General features: G+C 69.6%; 16 protein-coding genes and 2 pseudogenes. 10 read left to right on the top strand and 8 right to left on the bottom strand.

Going from position 1 to position 14171, the window contains the following annotated elements; all coding sequences use genetic code 11:
• From AU194_RS21480 to AU194_RS32925, 3 genes and pseudogenes are all read left to right on the top strand, one after another.
• Positions 1-708: HNH endonuclease signature motif containing protein (locus tag AU194_RS21480; RefSeq protein WP_157576363.1), on the top strand; the 708-nt coding region annotated here is incomplete at its 5' end.
• A 76-nt stretch (positions 709-784) separates the two neighbouring features.
• Positions 785-1222 (top strand): thiamine pyrophosphate-dependent enzyme, encoded by a 438-nt coding sequence (locus tag AU194_RS21475; RefSeq protein ID WP_059091288.1) that lies wholly within the window; start codon positions 785-787, stop codon positions 1220-1222.
• Between the two features lie 223 nt (positions 1223-1445).
• A pseudogene (locus tag AU194_RS32925) lies at positions 1446-1625 on the top strand (LysR family transcriptional regulator); the annotation flags it as partial.
• Positions 1626-1913: 288 nt separating this feature from the next.
• Here AU194_RS32925 and AU194_RS31365 read toward each other — a convergent pair.
• On the bottom strand, positions 1914-2474 hold the full coding sequence (locus tag AU194_RS31365) for a TetR family transcriptional regulator (RefSeq protein ID WP_082698766.1): 561 nt from the start codon (positions 2472-2474) through the stop codon (positions 1914-1916).
• Positions 2475-2553: 79 nt separating this feature from the next.
• Between AU194_RS31365 and AU194_RS21460 the strand changes: the two genes are divergently transcribed.
• Together AU194_RS21460 and AU194_RS21455 are read left to right on the top strand one after the other, a co-directional pair.
• The gene (locus tag AU194_RS21460) at positions 2554-3447 is read left to right on the top strand and encodes an SDR family oxidoreductase (protein WP_059091285.1); all 894 of its coding nucleotides are present in this window, start codon (positions 2554-2556) and stop codon (positions 3445-3447) included.
• A 36-nt stretch (positions 3448-3483) separates the two neighbouring features.
• Complete coding sequence (locus AU194_RS21455) at positions 3484-4839, top strand: NAD(P)/FAD-dependent oxidoreductase (RefSeq protein ID WP_059091284.1); 1356 nt, start codon at positions 3484-3486, stop codon at positions 4837-4839.
• Here the strand turns inward: AU194_RS21455 and AU194_RS21450 are convergent.
• Positions 4816-5931, bottom strand: coding sequence for an FUSC family protein (locus AU194_RS21450; protein WP_231743523.1), 1116 nt, complete (start codon positions 5929-5931; stop codon positions 4816-4818). The two genes, AU194_RS21455 and AU194_RS21450, sit on opposite strands and share 24 nt — an antisense overlap.
• A gap of 54 nt (positions 5932-5985) precedes the next feature.
• On the opposite strand from AU194_RS21450, the gene AU194_RS21445 reads away from it, so the two are divergent.
• Both AU194_RS21445 and AU194_RS21440 read left to right on the top strand, forming a co-directional pair.
• Positions 5986-6489: a MarR family winged helix-turn-helix transcriptional regulator gene (locus tag AU194_RS21445; RefSeq protein ID WP_059091282.1), complete on the top strand. Its 504-nt coding sequence runs from the start codon at positions 5986-5988 to the stop codon at positions 6487-6489.
• 6 nt (positions 6490-6495) lie between these two features.
• Positions 6496-6851: pseudogene (locus tag AU194_RS21440) on the top strand (dihydrofolate reductase family protein); the annotation flags it as partial.
• A 1-nt stretch (position 6852) separates the two neighbouring features.
• Here AU194_RS21440 and AU194_RS21435 read toward each other — a convergent pair.
• On the bottom strand, positions 6853-7437 hold the full coding sequence (locus tag AU194_RS21435; RefSeq protein ID WP_059091281.1) for a TetR/AcrR family transcriptional regulator: 585 nt from the start codon (positions 7435-7437) through the stop codon (positions 6853-6855).
• 22 nt (positions 7438-7459) lie between these two features.
• Positions 7460-8212, bottom strand: coding sequence for an SDR family NAD(P)-dependent oxidoreductase (locus tag AU194_RS21430; protein ID WP_059091280.1), 753 nt, complete (start codon positions 8210-8212; stop codon positions 7460-7462).
• A gap of 117 nt (positions 8213-8329) precedes the next feature.
• On the opposite strand from AU194_RS21430, the gene AU194_RS21425 reads away from it, so the two are divergent.
• Positions 8330-8956: an FKBP-type peptidyl-prolyl cis-trans isomerase gene (locus tag AU194_RS21425; protein ID WP_059091279.1), complete on the top strand. Its 627-nt coding sequence runs from the start codon at positions 8330-8332 to the stop codon at positions 8954-8956.
• On the opposite strand, the gene AU194_RS21420 is transcribed toward AU194_RS21425, so the two are convergent.
• Positions 8957-9373: a pyridoxamine 5'-phosphate oxidase family protein gene (locus AU194_RS21420; RefSeq protein ID WP_197417698.1), complete on the bottom strand. Its 417-nt coding sequence runs from the start codon at positions 9371-9373 to the stop codon at positions 8957-8959.
• 99 nt (positions 9374-9472) lie between these two features.
• On the opposite strand from AU194_RS21420, the gene AU194_RS21415 reads away from it, so the two are divergent.
• Positions 9473-10486, top strand: a complete 1014-nt coding sequence (locus tag AU194_RS21415) for an acetamidase/formamidase family protein (protein WP_059091278.1) — start codon at positions 9473-9475, stop codon at positions 10484-10486.
• 11 nt (positions 10487-10497) lie between these two features.
• Positions 10498-11256: an SDR family NAD(P)-dependent oxidoreductase gene (locus AU194_RS21410; RefSeq protein WP_059091277.1), complete on the top strand. Its 759-nt coding sequence runs from the start codon at positions 10498-10500 to the stop codon at positions 11254-11256.
• Between the two features lie 3 nt (positions 11257-11259).
• On the opposite strand, the gene AU194_RS21405 is transcribed toward AU194_RS21410, so the two are convergent.
• From AU194_RS21405 to AU194_RS21395, 3 genes are all read right to left on the bottom strand, one after another.
• A complete protein-coding gene (locus AU194_RS21405) occupies positions 11260-12126 on the bottom strand; it encodes a DMT family transporter (RefSeq protein ID WP_059091276.1) in 867 nt (288 codons plus the stop codon).
• Between the two features lie 197 nt (positions 12127-12323).
• Positions 12324-13505 carry a type III PLP-dependent enzyme gene (locus AU194_RS21400; protein ID WP_059091275.1) on the bottom strand — a complete coding sequence of 394 codons (1182 nt, stop codon included), beginning with the start codon at positions 13503-13505 and terminating at the stop codon, positions 12324-12326.
• A complete protein-coding gene (locus tag AU194_RS21395) occupies positions 13474-14004 on the bottom strand; it encodes a hypothetical protein (RefSeq protein ID WP_059091294.1) in 531 nt (176 codons plus the stop codon). Before AU194_RS21395 ends, AU194_RS21400 begins: the two co-directional genes overlap by 32 nt.
• Positions 14005-14171: the final 167 nt, after the last annotated feature.

Below are 14171 nucleotides of genomic sequence, written 5' to 3'. Positions count from 1 at the left end.
GCGCTGCAATCCCATCACGACGCACTGATCGCCCAGTTCAAACGCGAGCACGGCGAGAGCCTGGCGGCGGTCCGGCCTCCGATGCCCACCCGCGGTGATGCCTTCATGGCCCTGATCGAAGCCGGCTGGGACACCGACGCCGCCCGCCGCCCGCACAGCGCCCACACCACCGTCGCGGTGCACCTCGACCTCAAAGACCGCATCGCCGCCCTACACCTGGGACCCCTGCTGCCCGACTCTGATCGGCAGTACCTGACCTGTGATGCGACCTGTGAGGTGTGGTTCGAACGCGACGGCCAGCCCATCGGGGCCGGGCGAGCCACCCGACTGATCAACCGCCGGCTACGGCGGGCGTTGGAACACCGCGACCGCACCTGCGTGGTCCCCGGCTGCGAAGCCACCCGCGGACTGCACGCCCACCACATCATCCACTGGGAAAACGGCGGCGAAACCGAACTCGACAACCTCGTGCTCGTCTGTCCCTATCACCATCGGGCGCATCACCGCGGGATCATCACCATCACCGGACCCGCCCACCAACTCGTCGTCACCGACAGCCGAGGCCGGACCATGCGTGACGGGTCGCTGGCGCGGCCACCCACCCAAGCGCCCCCGAAGGTCGACCCCTATCCCGGGCCCAGCGGCGAACGCGCCGACTGGTGGTGGTACACACCCTTCGAACCCAAAGCCCCACCCAGCGACAACTAGCCCGAGTCCGGGCGCCGTCAACACCCGTTGACGCACAACGGAATTGACTAACTCCGGCGGCATTCTCGGCCCTGCGATGCCAGCCGCGGCGCGCCACGATTCGCTGGGACTCTCCGGCCTCGCGGTCGGCCAGGGGCTGCCGGTTGCGTTGGGCGCGGCCATCGCCGCACCGGATCGGCCGGTCGTCGCGCTGCAGGCCGACGGTAGCGCGATGTTCACCATGTCGGCCCTGTGGACGATGGCCCGCGAGCGAATCGACGTCACGATGGTCATCCTCGACAACTCCGGCTACGCGTCGGTCGACCGTGAGGGTGGTCGCATCGGCGACCTCGGCCGTCGCGGTCGAACTCTCGTCGGACTCCGCGATCCGTCAACCGGCTTCGGCGTCCCCGCTACCCGCGCCGAGACCACGACCGACCTCGCCCGGCAGTTCGAACCGGCGCTCGTCGCACCAAGACCTCATCTGATCCACGCGAAGATCAACCGGGATTCGCCTCAGACCTCGAATGGCTGACTGCGACGCGTCGTTGTCGAGGGTATGGCCGAAGCGGTGCAGGGGCGCTACGACGCCCGATTCCTGAAGGTGGCCGATGCGCTGGCCCAGGCGATCGAGGACGGTGAGGAGGTCGAGGCGTCCAATCGCGGTCGACATCGGCGGCGAACTCGTCGTGGACATCTGAGGTGGGCATGCCGACCGCGCGCGCACCCGGCCATGGACGGCGGACACCACCGTCAACATGAAACGCGTCGAGGTCCGTGAGCTGGAGTACTTGCTCGCCGTGCCGACACGCTACTTCGCCCGCGCGGCCGAACAACTCGGCATCGCCGCTCCCCCGCTGTCGCGGGCGATGTCACAGCTCGAACGACGGCTGGGTACTCCCCTGTTCGACCGCACCAGCCGTCGCGTCGACCTCACCGCGGGCGGGGAGGTCTTCGCGCGGGAGGCGCGCGACACCCTCGCCGCCCTCGACCGCGCGGTCCGCCTGGTGCAGCGCGCCGGCCGCACCCCGCTGCGCGTCGCGACTCCACCGGGTACCGGTGCGCGCCTGCTCCGCGAACCGGTCCGCGCCTATCTTGCGCGGTTCGGCAGTGACACCGTCGAGCTCGTCTTCACCCGCGATCAGACCGCCGCGGTGCGCGACGGCCGGGCCGACGTCGCGCTGGTCTGTTCCGACGTCCCGGGATCGCCGCTCTGCTCGGGAGCTTCAGCCCGCGGTGAGCGCCTTGAGTTCGTCGATGCCGGCACGGACGTAGTGCGCGAGGTCGTGGTCATCGCTTTCGATCCACTGCTCGAACGCCACCTTGAACACCGCGACGCCGGCTTCGGCGGACAACCGCGCAATCCGGTCCTGCACACCCCGCCGGACTAGCGCCTCAGCCAGTCCGTCCGCCAGCGCGGTGAGCTTGATGAGCTCACGTTCCCGGAGCCCGGGATGGCTGTTGATCAGCTGCTGCCGGATTCGCGAACGGGGACGCCGGTCCTCGAGAGCCTCGGCGGCAGACTGCAGGGCGGCGCTGACCACATCCAACGGCCTGCTCGAATCCTGCTGCGCTGCAACGGCTTCTGTCATCACGCCGAGCAACTGGTCTTGCCCGCCGAAGAGCACCTCGCGCTTGTCGGCGAAATGGCGGAAGAACGTCCGCTCCGTCAGGCCGGCGCGTTCAGCGATCTCCGCCACCGTCGTCTGGTCGAAGCCGCGTTCGGCGTACAGCGACAGGGCCGCCTCCTCGAGGCGACCCTGAGCATTCGGCTGCCAGCGGCCCACGGCGGGAATACTACCGGGATGACAGCGGCTGTCATCAGCATTACTGTCGATGACAGTTACTGACATCAAGGAGGAAGCAATGCGTGTATTCGTCACCGGAGCGTCCGGCTGGGTCGGGTCGGCGGTGGTGCCCGAACTGATCCACGGCGGCCACCAGGTGCTCGGCCTCGCCCGTTCCGAAGACTCCGCGCAGGCACTCACCGCACACGGCGCCGAGGTGCACCGCGGTGACCTGGAGGACCTCGACGGGCTGCGCCGCGGCGCCGAGAACGCCGACGGCGTCATCCATCTGGCCTTTCGCCACGACTTCGAGAACTTCTCGGCGGCGGGCGAACTCGACCGTCGCGCCATCGAGACGCTCGGGCGGGCGCTGGCGGGATCGGACCGGCCGCTGGTGGTCGCCAGCGGCACGGCCGGCCACGCACCGGGTCGGCTCCTCACCGAAGACCTGCCCGCCGGTGAGGGCACGCCGCGCGTCTCCGAACAGGCGACGCTGGCGTTCGCCGACAAGGGCGTACGGGCTTCGGTGGTCCGGTTGGCGCCGACCGTGCACGGCGCCGGGGACCACGGATTCGTCGCCCGGCTGGTGGCCATCGCCCGCGATAAGGGGGTCTCGGCCTATCCGGGCGACGGCGCCAACCGCTGGCCCGCGGTGCACCGCGACGATGCGGCGGTGCTGTTCCGGTCGGCGGTCGAGTCGGCTCCGGCGGGGACGGTGTTGCACGCGATCGCCGAGGAGGGCATCCCCACCCGCGACATCGCCGAGGCCATCGGGCGTGGGCTGTCGCTGCCGACCAGGTCCGTACCCGCCGACACCATCTACGACCATTTCGGTTGGCTCGGCGCATTTTTCGGCCAGGATCTCCCGGCGTCCAGTGCGCTCACCCGGGATCGGTTCGGCTGGCAGCCCACGCGCCCCGGCCTGCTCGACGACCTCGCGCAGGGCCACTACCTCGCGGCCCAACCGGTCTAGTGCCGAGCCGCGATCTCCGCGAGGAGATAATGCGGCATGGGAAACGGACGACCCAAGGTACTGATCATCGGCGGCGGCTTCGGCGGCCTGTTCTGCGCTCGCCGCTTCCGGAACGTCGACGTCGACGTCACGTTGCTCGACCGCGCCGCCTGCCATGTGTTCCAGCCGCTGCTCTACCAGTGCGCGACGGGGACGCTGAGCATCGGCCAGATCAGCCGGTCGCTACGTGAGGAGTTGGCCGAACACCGCAACGTCACCACACTGCTCGGGGAGGCCGTCCGGCTCGACGCGGACGCCCGCCGGGTCACCGCGCGGCGCCCCGACGAGTCGACGTTCGAGCTCGAGTACGACTATCTCGTGATCGCGGCGGGCATGCGGCAGTCCTATTTCGGGAAAGAGGAATTCGCCGCGTGGGCGCCCGGGATGAAGACACTCGACGATGCGCTGAGCATCCGTCGGCGCGTGTTCGCCGCGTTCGAGATCGCCGAAACGCTGCCCGCCGGGCCGGAACGCGACCAGTGGCTGACGTTCGCGGTCACCGGGGCGGGCCCGACCGGTGTCGAATTGGCCGGCCAGATCCGCGAACTCGCCACACGGGCGCTGGCCAACGAGTTCCACAGCATCGACCCGGAGGAGGCCCGGGTGCTGCTGTTCGACGGCGGCGACCGGGTGCTCAAGAGCTTCGCGCCCGGGCTCTCCGAGCGGGCCCGGCACCAACTCGAGAGATTGGGCGTGGAGCTGCACTTCGGCGTGCACGTCACCGATGTCCGGCGCGACGGGATCACCGTGACGGCGAAGAAGGGCGGCGCGAGCACGGATCACGCGACCCGCACGGTGCTGTGGACGGCTGGTGTCGAGGCGGTGCCGTTCGCGCGGCATGCCGCGGAGATACTCGGCGCCGACACCGACCGGTCGGGGCGCATCACGGTCGACGCCGACCTGTCGGTGCCCGGCCATCCCGAGGTGTTCGTGATCGGTGACCTCGCCGGCCGTGACGGTCTGCCCGGGGTCGCGGAGAACGCCATGCAGGGCGGTCTGCACGCCGCGGCGAGCATCCGACGGGACCTGGAACACAAGCGGCGCAAGGACTTCCGCTACCGCGACCTCGGGTCCGCCGCCTACATCAGCCGCGGGCACGCCCTGTTGCAGGCCGGTCCGGTCAAGCTGACCGGTCTGCCGGGCTGGCTCGGATGGGGGTTCATCCACATCGCGTTCCTCACGGGCGTGCGCAACCGGTTCAGCACGGTGGGCACGTGGCTGGCGACCATCGTGCGGGCCAACCGCAGCGACCGCACCTTCATCCTCGGCGGGTCAGGCCACCCCGAGGAGCCCTACACCTGGGAGTCGCCCGTGCATCAGGGCAACAATTCACGACCCGACCGCAGCGCGTGAGCGCAGGTGCTCGGCGTCCGCGCCGCTGATCGTGACCGCCGCGACGACGATCCCCACCACGATTCCGACGGCGGTGTCGAGCACCCGGTCGAGGGCCACCGCCGGCGCGAGTCCGGCGCCGAGTCCGGTGAGCAGCAGCGCCATCGGCGTCACGGCCATCGACGTCACCGCGTAGTTCACTGTCGAGGCGACCTCAGCCACGACCTGGAACACGATGATCGCGGCCACCGCACCCCAGTAGCCCAGCGGCAGCGCAAGCAGTCCGGCCGCCAGCAGAGCGCCCGCGACGTTGCCGAGCAGTCGCTGCACTCCGCGATGAACCGTGACGTGGTAACCGACGCCCTGCATCGCGGCCACCGCACCCATCGTCGCCCACAGCGGGTGGTCGAACCCGAGGGCCATCGCGATCGCCGCGGCCAGCACACCCGCGATCGTGATGCGGACGCCGCGCGTGAGCAGCGCCCGGTGGGGCGCCCGGGTCAGCGTGACCCACAACGACTCCCGCCGGGCGGCACTCCGCTCCCCGCGCAGCCCGTGCAGCAGCCACGGCGCGAGTGCGGCGAGGACGCCGATGACCGCTCCCCCGAGCGTGACGCCCATCGCCAGCGCGATGTCACCGGCGTCGTGTGCGAACGACTGGGCGCCCGCGGCACCGAACACGAAGACGACGGCACCGGGTCCGACGATGTGCAGCGCCCACACGAGATACGCCGCCGCACCGGCCAATACGGCGATCACGGCGGTCACGACGTAGCTGTCGGCGCCGGTCGCCCCGAGCGTCGCACCGATGCCGATCGCGGCGGTGATCCCGACGCCGAGGACGGCGAGCCGGCCGGCACGCACGGGATAGGGATCCGGTCGGCAGAACGCCGACACCAACGCCCCCAGCGCGGCGAATCCGGCAAGGAGGTGCTGGCCTGTCAGGCCCCCGACGAGGAAGACGACCGTGACCGCGACACCGACGCGCAGGGGTGCGGCGAAACCGGCCCTGTGCGCGTCGATGCGCAGCACGCCCCGCCATGCGCTCGGTGAGACGGCGTGCGTGAGGGCGGTCCATCGATGACCGAGATGTCGAGTGAGGGTGACAGACACTCGATTCATTTTACCGTTGTTTTACCAATGAACTAAATTCGGTAGGCTGGCCCCGTGAGCAGTGCAGTTCAGGCGGCCGGCGACACCGTCGACCAGGTCCGCCGCGAGTGGGCACACACGCGGCCTGACCTCGACACCTCACCCATCGACATCCTCGGCCGCGTCCAGCGGATCGCCTCGATCTGCAATCACCGACTCGACCTCGAACTGGAACCACACGGCCTGACCCGGTCGGAGTTCAGCGTGCTCAGCGCCCTCGCCCGGGCCGAGCGACCACTGCGGGCCAGCGAAGTCGTGTCCACCACGCTGCTCAGCGGCGCGTCGATCACCAAGATCGCCGACAGCCTGGTCCGCCGGGAACTGGTGGTGCGGCAGAAGTCCGAACGCGACGGCCGCGTGGTCCTGCTCGCGCTGACTGACGTGGGACGGGCCGTCATCGACGAGCAGTTACCGCGCCGCCTGGCCGCCGACGGCCAGTTGATCGCCGCACTGACCCCCGCCGAGCGGGTGACGCTCGCGGATCTGCTCAGGAAGGTGTGTGCCGCGGTCGGCGACTGAACCGGCCCCAAGTACGTGGCCTCCCGGGCCGTCCGGACCTGTCATGGGAGGGCTCGACACAGCTGGGCCACGATCTGACCGGTGAGGTCACGCGTCTCCGTGACCGCCACGAGCGGATCAAGGTCGTCGGGAGCCTGGGGTTCGTGCAGACCCTGTTGCGCGAGAAGCTGTTCGACCGCATCGACCTGTGGATCCACCCGATCGTGCTCGGCGCCGGCAAGAAGGTGTTCGACGGCGGCGCCGTTCCCACCAATCTGGTCCTGCTCGATCCGCCCGCGGCGAGTCCGAAGGGCACCGTGTACCTGCGCTACGGCCTCGCCGAGGGCACGCCGGCGACCGGTGATATGAGCGAACGCGCCTGACTCATGGCCTCTCCAGTCCGCCGAAGACATGGTCGACGATGGCGTCGACGAACGCGTCGGTGAGGTCGGCGCCGTTGTAGGGCACCAGGATTCGGTGGTAGATCGGCCCGTACAGGGTGTCGAGGACGACGTCGACGTCGAGGTCGTCGCGCAGTTCCCCGGACTCGATCCCCCGCCGCACGAGGTCACGGGCGGCGTCGCGGCGGGGTTCGACCCAGCGGTTGCGGACCTCCTCGCGCAGCACGTCGTCCACCTGCGCCCGCCCGATGACGGCACGCAGCAACTGACCCGTCGGGCCGCGGTACGCCCGCACCAGGGACCGCATCGAGGCTCGGAAACCCTCGCGCACCGTGGCCCCCTCGGTGATGGGCGCGATCGCGCTGACGTCCTCGAGGAAGGCGTCGACGACGAGCGCCCACACGTTGGGCCAGCGCCGGTACACCGTGGTCTTGCCGACCCCGGCCCGCGCCGCGACGCCCTCCGCGGTGAGCGAGTCCAGACCGTTCTGGTCGATCAGTTCCCGGGCGGCGGACAGGATCGCACCGGTCACTGCCGCACCGCGGGGGCGCACCGTGGCATCGGTCATGGTTCCGAGGCCTCCTCGTGAGCTAGTTGGGGACGGCGACGCTCATCCCGCCGTCGAGCATCCACACCGCTCCGACGGCGTAGCTCGCCAGGTCCGAGGCGAGGAATGCGACGGCGTTGGCGATTTCGCTCGGATCCGCCGCCCGCCGCATGGGTGCGCCCTTCCCGTGCTCGGCGAGGTCGTTCGGGTCGCCGAGGATGTTGGTGACGGTGTCGCCGACGCCGATCGCGTTGACGCGCACGCCGTGTTCGACACCTTCGAGCGCCGCCGTTCGGGTCAGCTGGGCGAGTGCGCCCTTGGAGGCGGCATAGGCCGAGATCGTGGGGAACGCCTGGAAGCAGGCGTAGGACCCGATGTTGACGATCGAACCGCTCGCGTGCGGGATCATGGCCTTCATCGCCTCGCGGGTGTGCAGGAACGCCCCGGTCACATTGGTGGTCAGGATGCGGTTCCACTCGTCGAGCGTGGTGTCGACGACCGTCTTGTTGACGATGGTCCCCGCGTTGTTGACCAGGACGTCGACCCTGCCGAACTCGCGGGTCGCCAGGTCAACCGCCTCGACGGCGGTCCGCTCCTGCCCCACATCGCCGACGAAGGCGACGACGGAGTCGGTGTCGGCGTACTGCTGCTCGACACCGGAATCGACGTCCTCGGCGATCACGGTCATGCCATGTTCGGCGAAGAGCCGGGTGGTGGCGCGGCCGATACCGCTCGCGGCGCCGGTGACGATGGCGACCTTGCCCTGCAGGTCATCGCTGATGTTGATGTGTGCCATTCTCATGACTCCTTTCTTCATCGATACGAAACGTATCGTTGCGATGGTTATTCCGCAAGGTGGGCTCCGGGGCGCGCCCGCGGCGGCTGTAGCGTGACGACGGTGAACCCGACTCGTGTGCTTACCTCCGCCGCGCTCGTTCCCTGCGCCGCCGCCCTGGTCGTCACCCTCGCCGCCTGCGGGTCCGACGAGGACACCGCGGCGTCGAGCTCGTCGCCCAGCACCTCGGCGATGGCCGACCTGCTGCCGCCGTCGTCGGTCGTCGAGAGCTCCGCGGCCGAACTGGCCTGCCCGACGGCCCCGCCGGAGGGCGCAGGGGCGCCCGAGTGGACGCTGCCCGGCGCGACCGGCAGCGTCGCGGTCACCGGATCCACCGACACCGCGTCCCCCACCGTCGAGGTCACCGCGCCGTTCAGCGTGACCGAGACGCAGGTGCAGACCCTGCAGCCCGGCGACGGGCCGGTCGTGGCGGACACGGCGTCGGTCACCGTCTGCTACATGGGCGTCAACGGGCGCGACGGGTCGATCTTCGACAGCAGCTACGAACGCGGCGAGCCGGTCGACTTCCCGCTCGACGGCGTCATCACCGGCTTCCAGAAGGCGATCGCCGGCCAGAAGGTCGGCTCCACCGTCGCCGTCGCGATGACGGCCGCCGACGGCTATCCCGAGGGCCAGCCCGCCGCGGGCATCCAGCCCGGTGACTCACTCGTGTTCGCGATCAAGATCCTCGACGCCTCCAGCTGATCACTCGGAGTAGTCCACGCTCAACCAGCGTTCGGGCGCCATCCTGATGACGATCGACGTCGGGGTCAGGTTCTCGTCGGCGAACGCCGCACCGGCCTCGGCACCGAGGTAACGGACCGCCAGCTCGCGCACGTCGGCGTCCTCGGCGGGTTCGATGCTCGTGACATCGCCCTCGGCGGTGACGTACCGGTACGGCGGGCGCTCGTCCTGCGCGGTGATCGCGAAGCGGCCCGCGTCGCGAATGAGCCTGTGCTTCAACGAGTCCGATTCGGTCCACAGCACCACCTCGCCGCCTGGCCGGTAGCCGTACCAGATCGGCACCGCCAGCGGCGCGCGGTCGGGCCGCTCCACCGCGATCACACCGACGTGGACGTCAGCCAGAAACTGTTCGCGCTCGTCTCTGCTCATCTTCGCCATGCCGATGGCAACCGGTATGGCCGCCGTCACATTCCCGGCGACACGCGTGCCCGTCGGGAAACACTGCGGCACCGGCGATCGAGGACAAGGATGGCTGCCATGGATCACCGCACCTTCGTCCCGACACCGGAGCAGTTCGCCTACACCTTCGGTGGCGCCGCGCCGGTCATGCGCATCACGACGCCGACCGCGCTGACGCTGTGGACCGAGGACGCCTACGGCGGACGCATCACCAGCGTCTCCGACGTCGCGAGCAGCGTGCTGAACACCCCCGACCTCAACCCGCAGACCGGGCCGTTCTGGATCGAGGGCGCCGAACCCGGGGACACGCTCGCGATCCACCTCGTCGACCTCACCCCGGCCCGTACGTGGGGCGCGTCCACGCTCATCCCGTTCTTCGGCGGGTTGACCAGCGTGCCAGTCAGCCCGACCCTGCAGGACCCGCTGCCCGAACGCACCTACATCTACGAATACGACTCGGCCGCAGACACTCTCGCGTTCTCCGCACATGGCAGCGACTTCGAGCTCGCGCTGCCCGCCAACCCCATGCTCGGTACGGTCGGCGTCGCCCCCGGTCGCCGCGAGGTCCGCACCTCGCTGGTACCCGACGTCTTCGGCGGCAACATGGACACCCCGGAGATGGCCGCCGGTGCGACCTGCTACCTGGGGGTCAATGTGCCCGGGGCGCTGTTCTCGCTCGGCGACGGCCACTACCGGCAGGGCGAAGGCGAATCGTGCGGCACCGCGGTCGAAGGCGCGATGAACGTGACCGTGATCGTCGATCTCGTCAAGGGTGGCGGCCCCGCGTGGCCGCGGTTGGAGACCGACACCCATCTGGTGACGGTCGGCTCGGGTCGGCCGCTGGAGGAGGCGTGGCGCGCGGGTCAGGTCGAGATGATCACCTGGCTCGGTGAGCTCTACGGGCTGGACCGACTCGACGCCTACCAGCTTCTCACCCAGATCTCGCTGGCGCCGATCGCCAACGTCGTCGACACCAACTACAGCTCCGTGACCAAGATCGACAAGCGGCTGTTGCCCGCCGCGGCGGCCTACTCGGGTATCCACGCCGAACTCCGTTCGGCAGCAGCATCATTCGGCACGATCACCTACTGAGAGGGACCGTCATGGAATTAGGCCTGACCGGCAAGCGATTCGCGGTCACCGGAGGCACCCGCGGTATCGGTCGCGCGGTCGTCGAAGGGCTACTCGCCGAAGGGGCGGCGGTCGCGTTCTGCGCCCGCACCCCGGAGGCGGTCACCGAGGCCGAGGCCGAACTCGCGGGCAGCGGAACCGCGGTCGGCACCGCAGTCGACGTCGGCGACACGGCGGCGCTGACGGCGTGGGTGGGCGCGGCCGCCGACACACTCGGCGGTCTGGACGGCGTCGTCGCCAACGTCAGCGCCCTGGCGATCCCGGAATCGGCGGACAACTGGCGCACGTCGTTCGACGTCGATCTGATGGGCACCGTGGGCCTGGTCGATGCCGCGCTCCCGCACCTGCGCGCGGCGGGCGGCGGTTCGGTCGTGACGATCTCCAGCGTCTCCGGACGCGAGATCGATTTCGCTGCAGGACCGTACGGCACCATGAAGGCCGCGATCATCCACTACACCCAGGGCGTGGCGTACAAGTACGCCGCCGAGGGCATCCGCGCGAACACCGTCAGCCCCGGCAACACCTACTTCCCCGGCGGGGTGTGGACGTCGATCGAGGAGAACAACCCTGACCTGTTCGCCACCGCGCTGGCGTTGAACCCGACCGGCCGGATGGCCACCCCGCAGGAGGTGGCCAACGCGGTGGTGTTCCTGTCCAGCGGGGCGGCGAGCTTCATCACCGGCACCAACCTGGTCGTGGACGGGGCATTGACCCGCGGCGTGCAGCTGTAGACCTCACCCGACTTCCAGGGGCACGGCCATCTCCCGGCCGCCGCCGCGCGCAGCCCCGATGCCCGCGGCGACCACTGCGGCGATGCCGACAATGCCTGCGATGTCGGGCCGTTGGTCGAGCAGCAGGAATCCGACGACCAACGCGAACGCCGGTTCGAGCGCCATCAGCGTGCCGAACGCCGCGGTCGTCAACCGGCGCAGCGCCTGCAGCTCCAGCACGTAGGGCAGCACCGGCAGCAGCACGGCCATACCGAGGCCGATGAGCAGCAGCTCCGGGGTCATCCGCCCGAACACATCGGTGCTCACGAAGAGGCTGGAGACGATCCCGGCGACCGGCATCGACACCGCGAGCCCGTTGACGCCCGAGACCTCGTCGCCCACCCGCTGGGTGAGCAGGATGTAGACCGCCCAGCACACACCTGCGGCAATCGCGAGGAAAGCACCCTTGCCGTCGATGCCGCCGTCGAACGGTTGGCACAGCAGCACCACGCCGAGTCCCGCCAGCGCGGGCCACCAGATCCGATGCCGCCCCTTGCCGTGCACCACGGCGACCGCGAGCGGGCCGAGGAACTCCAGGGCCGTGGCGGTGCCGAGCGAGAGCCGGTCCAGCGACGCCATGAAGAACAGCGTGATCGCCGCGGTCACGCATCCCAGCACGATGCACATCCCGAACGTGCGCCAGGTGAAGGCCGACGGCCGCGGGCGCACCACCACCAGCAGCAGCAACCCCGCCCACGCCAACCGGAGCCAGGCGGTGCCGTCGGAGCCGATCCAGTCGATGAGGCCCACCGCGACCGCCATGCCCAATTGGATGAGGACCTGCGCGCCGATGGCCATCAGGACGCCGTTGCGCGCCTGGTCTGTAGTCACCCGTGCATTGAACCGACGATGGTGGATCGTGTCCCCGGGTTGTTGAGACCGATACGTTTTCGAGGCCCCGGTCAGAAGTCGAGTAGTGCACTACTCGCGACCCTGATGGCCTCGTCCTGCGATCGTCATGAAGCGGCTTCGCGAATCGCTCCCGGGGGTTGGGCGATTCGCGGAGCCGCCTTCCCTGGGGGGCGAGTTCACCGGGAGACCACCACGATCGGTGTCGGCGCGATGCCGTTGAACCGCGAGGAGGTCACCGCGGTGTAGGCGCCCATCAACGGGCTGACCACGATGTCGCCGACCCGCAGCGGCGGCATCGGGTAGTCGGTGGCGACGACGTCGATGCTGTCGCACGTGGGTCCGGCCAGCGTGACCGGTTCCATGTCGGGAACGGCGACAGCACGCAGCTCGGTGATCTCCCGAAGCGCCAGGATCGGCGGGTGGACGTCCTCGGTGAGGATGTTCGAGTAGCTGCCGTACAGGCCGTCGTCGAGATAGTGCCACGTCCTGCCGTCGCGGATGGCGGTCCCCGTCACGCTCGTCATCAGCGTCATCGCGTCGGCGGCGAGGAACCGGCCTGGTTCGGCGAGAAGCCGGAAGGCCGTGCGCCGCTTCCCGAGCACCTCGTCGACCACACCGGCGACCTGGTCGACGGTGGGCATCGGATCGCGGTAGGTCACCGGGAAGCCGCCGCCGATGTCGATGGTGCGCACCGGCACCTCGAGCGCGCGTTCGAGGTGCTCGCACAGGTCGAGGGTCGCGCGCAGCGCCGTCCGATAGGGCTGCACCGACGTGCCCTGGCTGCCCACGTGGAAGCTGAAGCCCGCGAACGACACCCCGCTTCCGAGTACCTGTTTGACGACGAGCTCGGCGTCGTTCGGCGCGACCCCGAATTTGGTCGACAGGTCCGATTTGGCCGACGGATTCGGAAACGCCAACCGGACGAGCACCTCGACGTCGCGGCCACGGCCGGTGAACTTCTGCGCCTCGATCGGATTGTCCACCACGAAGGTCCGGATCCCCGCGCGGTAGGCATGGTCGATGTCGGCGGGCTTCTTGATCGGGTGGGTGTAGATGCAGCGGTCCATCGGGATGCCCAGTGCGCGAACGGTATCCACCTCGGCGCCGGTGGCCACGTCGAAGCCGCCACCGCAGCCGGCGACCGCCGCCAGCACCGCCGGGTGTGGCAGGGCCTTCACCGCGTAGTGCAGCCCGAATCCCGGTAGCCGGGCGCTGAGCTCACGGTAGGCGGCGCGGACCGCGTCGGGGTCCAGGACGAGCAGGGGCGTGCCGTGCGCCTCGAGGAGGCCGGCCCAGTCCTGCCTGGCCGCCTGCGCGCCCAGGGTGTCATGCAGCCGTTGGCGCCGTGTCGATCTCATGATCCGCTTCCTTCTCGTCGTGGGTGCCGGGCCTGCGGGCGAGCAGGGTCCCGAAGCGTTCGAAACTGCCGATGGCCAAGGCGTAGAAGACAATGTCGGCGAACACCTTTGCCGCGATCCACCCCACGGCCAGCCCGCCGAGCAGCTGTGGTGCGAGGTAGAAGGCCAACGGGCGCACGGCGATGCTGTCGACCGCCTCGGCCGGGCCGAATTCGATCGCGACGCTGCGCAGGGCGAGTGCGTTGGCCTTGAGTATCCGCATCGGGCGCCCGCCGTGCATGGTGTGGTACGACCACCGCAGCGCCGCCGTGTAGGCGGTCGCGTAGTACCCGACCGAGGCGCCGACGGTGCCTGCGAGTGCGGCCGCGACGAACGATCCGGTCCACAGGTAGACCGCGGCCGCACCGCCGAATTCGACTGCGGTGCCCGCGATCTCACACGGCAGATAGCGTCGGATCCAGATGACGGCCCTGCGGCGGCTGATTCGGCGTCTGTTCATGGCCGTGACTTTGGCGTCCACCGGTGCGGACCGTCGCGAGTAGTGCGGTACGCGATCGGCTTTTCGCAGCAATTCCACTTGGGCCGGAATTTGTAGATGTAAACAAATGGGACCACCGTCGTGAATTCCAGCAAAAAGCAGGCAGACGCCCATTTCGCAACTTGCGC

Source organism: Mycobacterium sp. GA-2829, from assembly GCF_001499965.1.
Classification (GTDB): Bacteria; Actinomycetota; Actinomycetes; order Mycobacteriales; family Mycobacteriaceae; genus Mycobacterium.
Note: the sequence above shows the minus strand (reverse complement) of the source record. Positions and strands in the feature narration are given on the sequence as shown.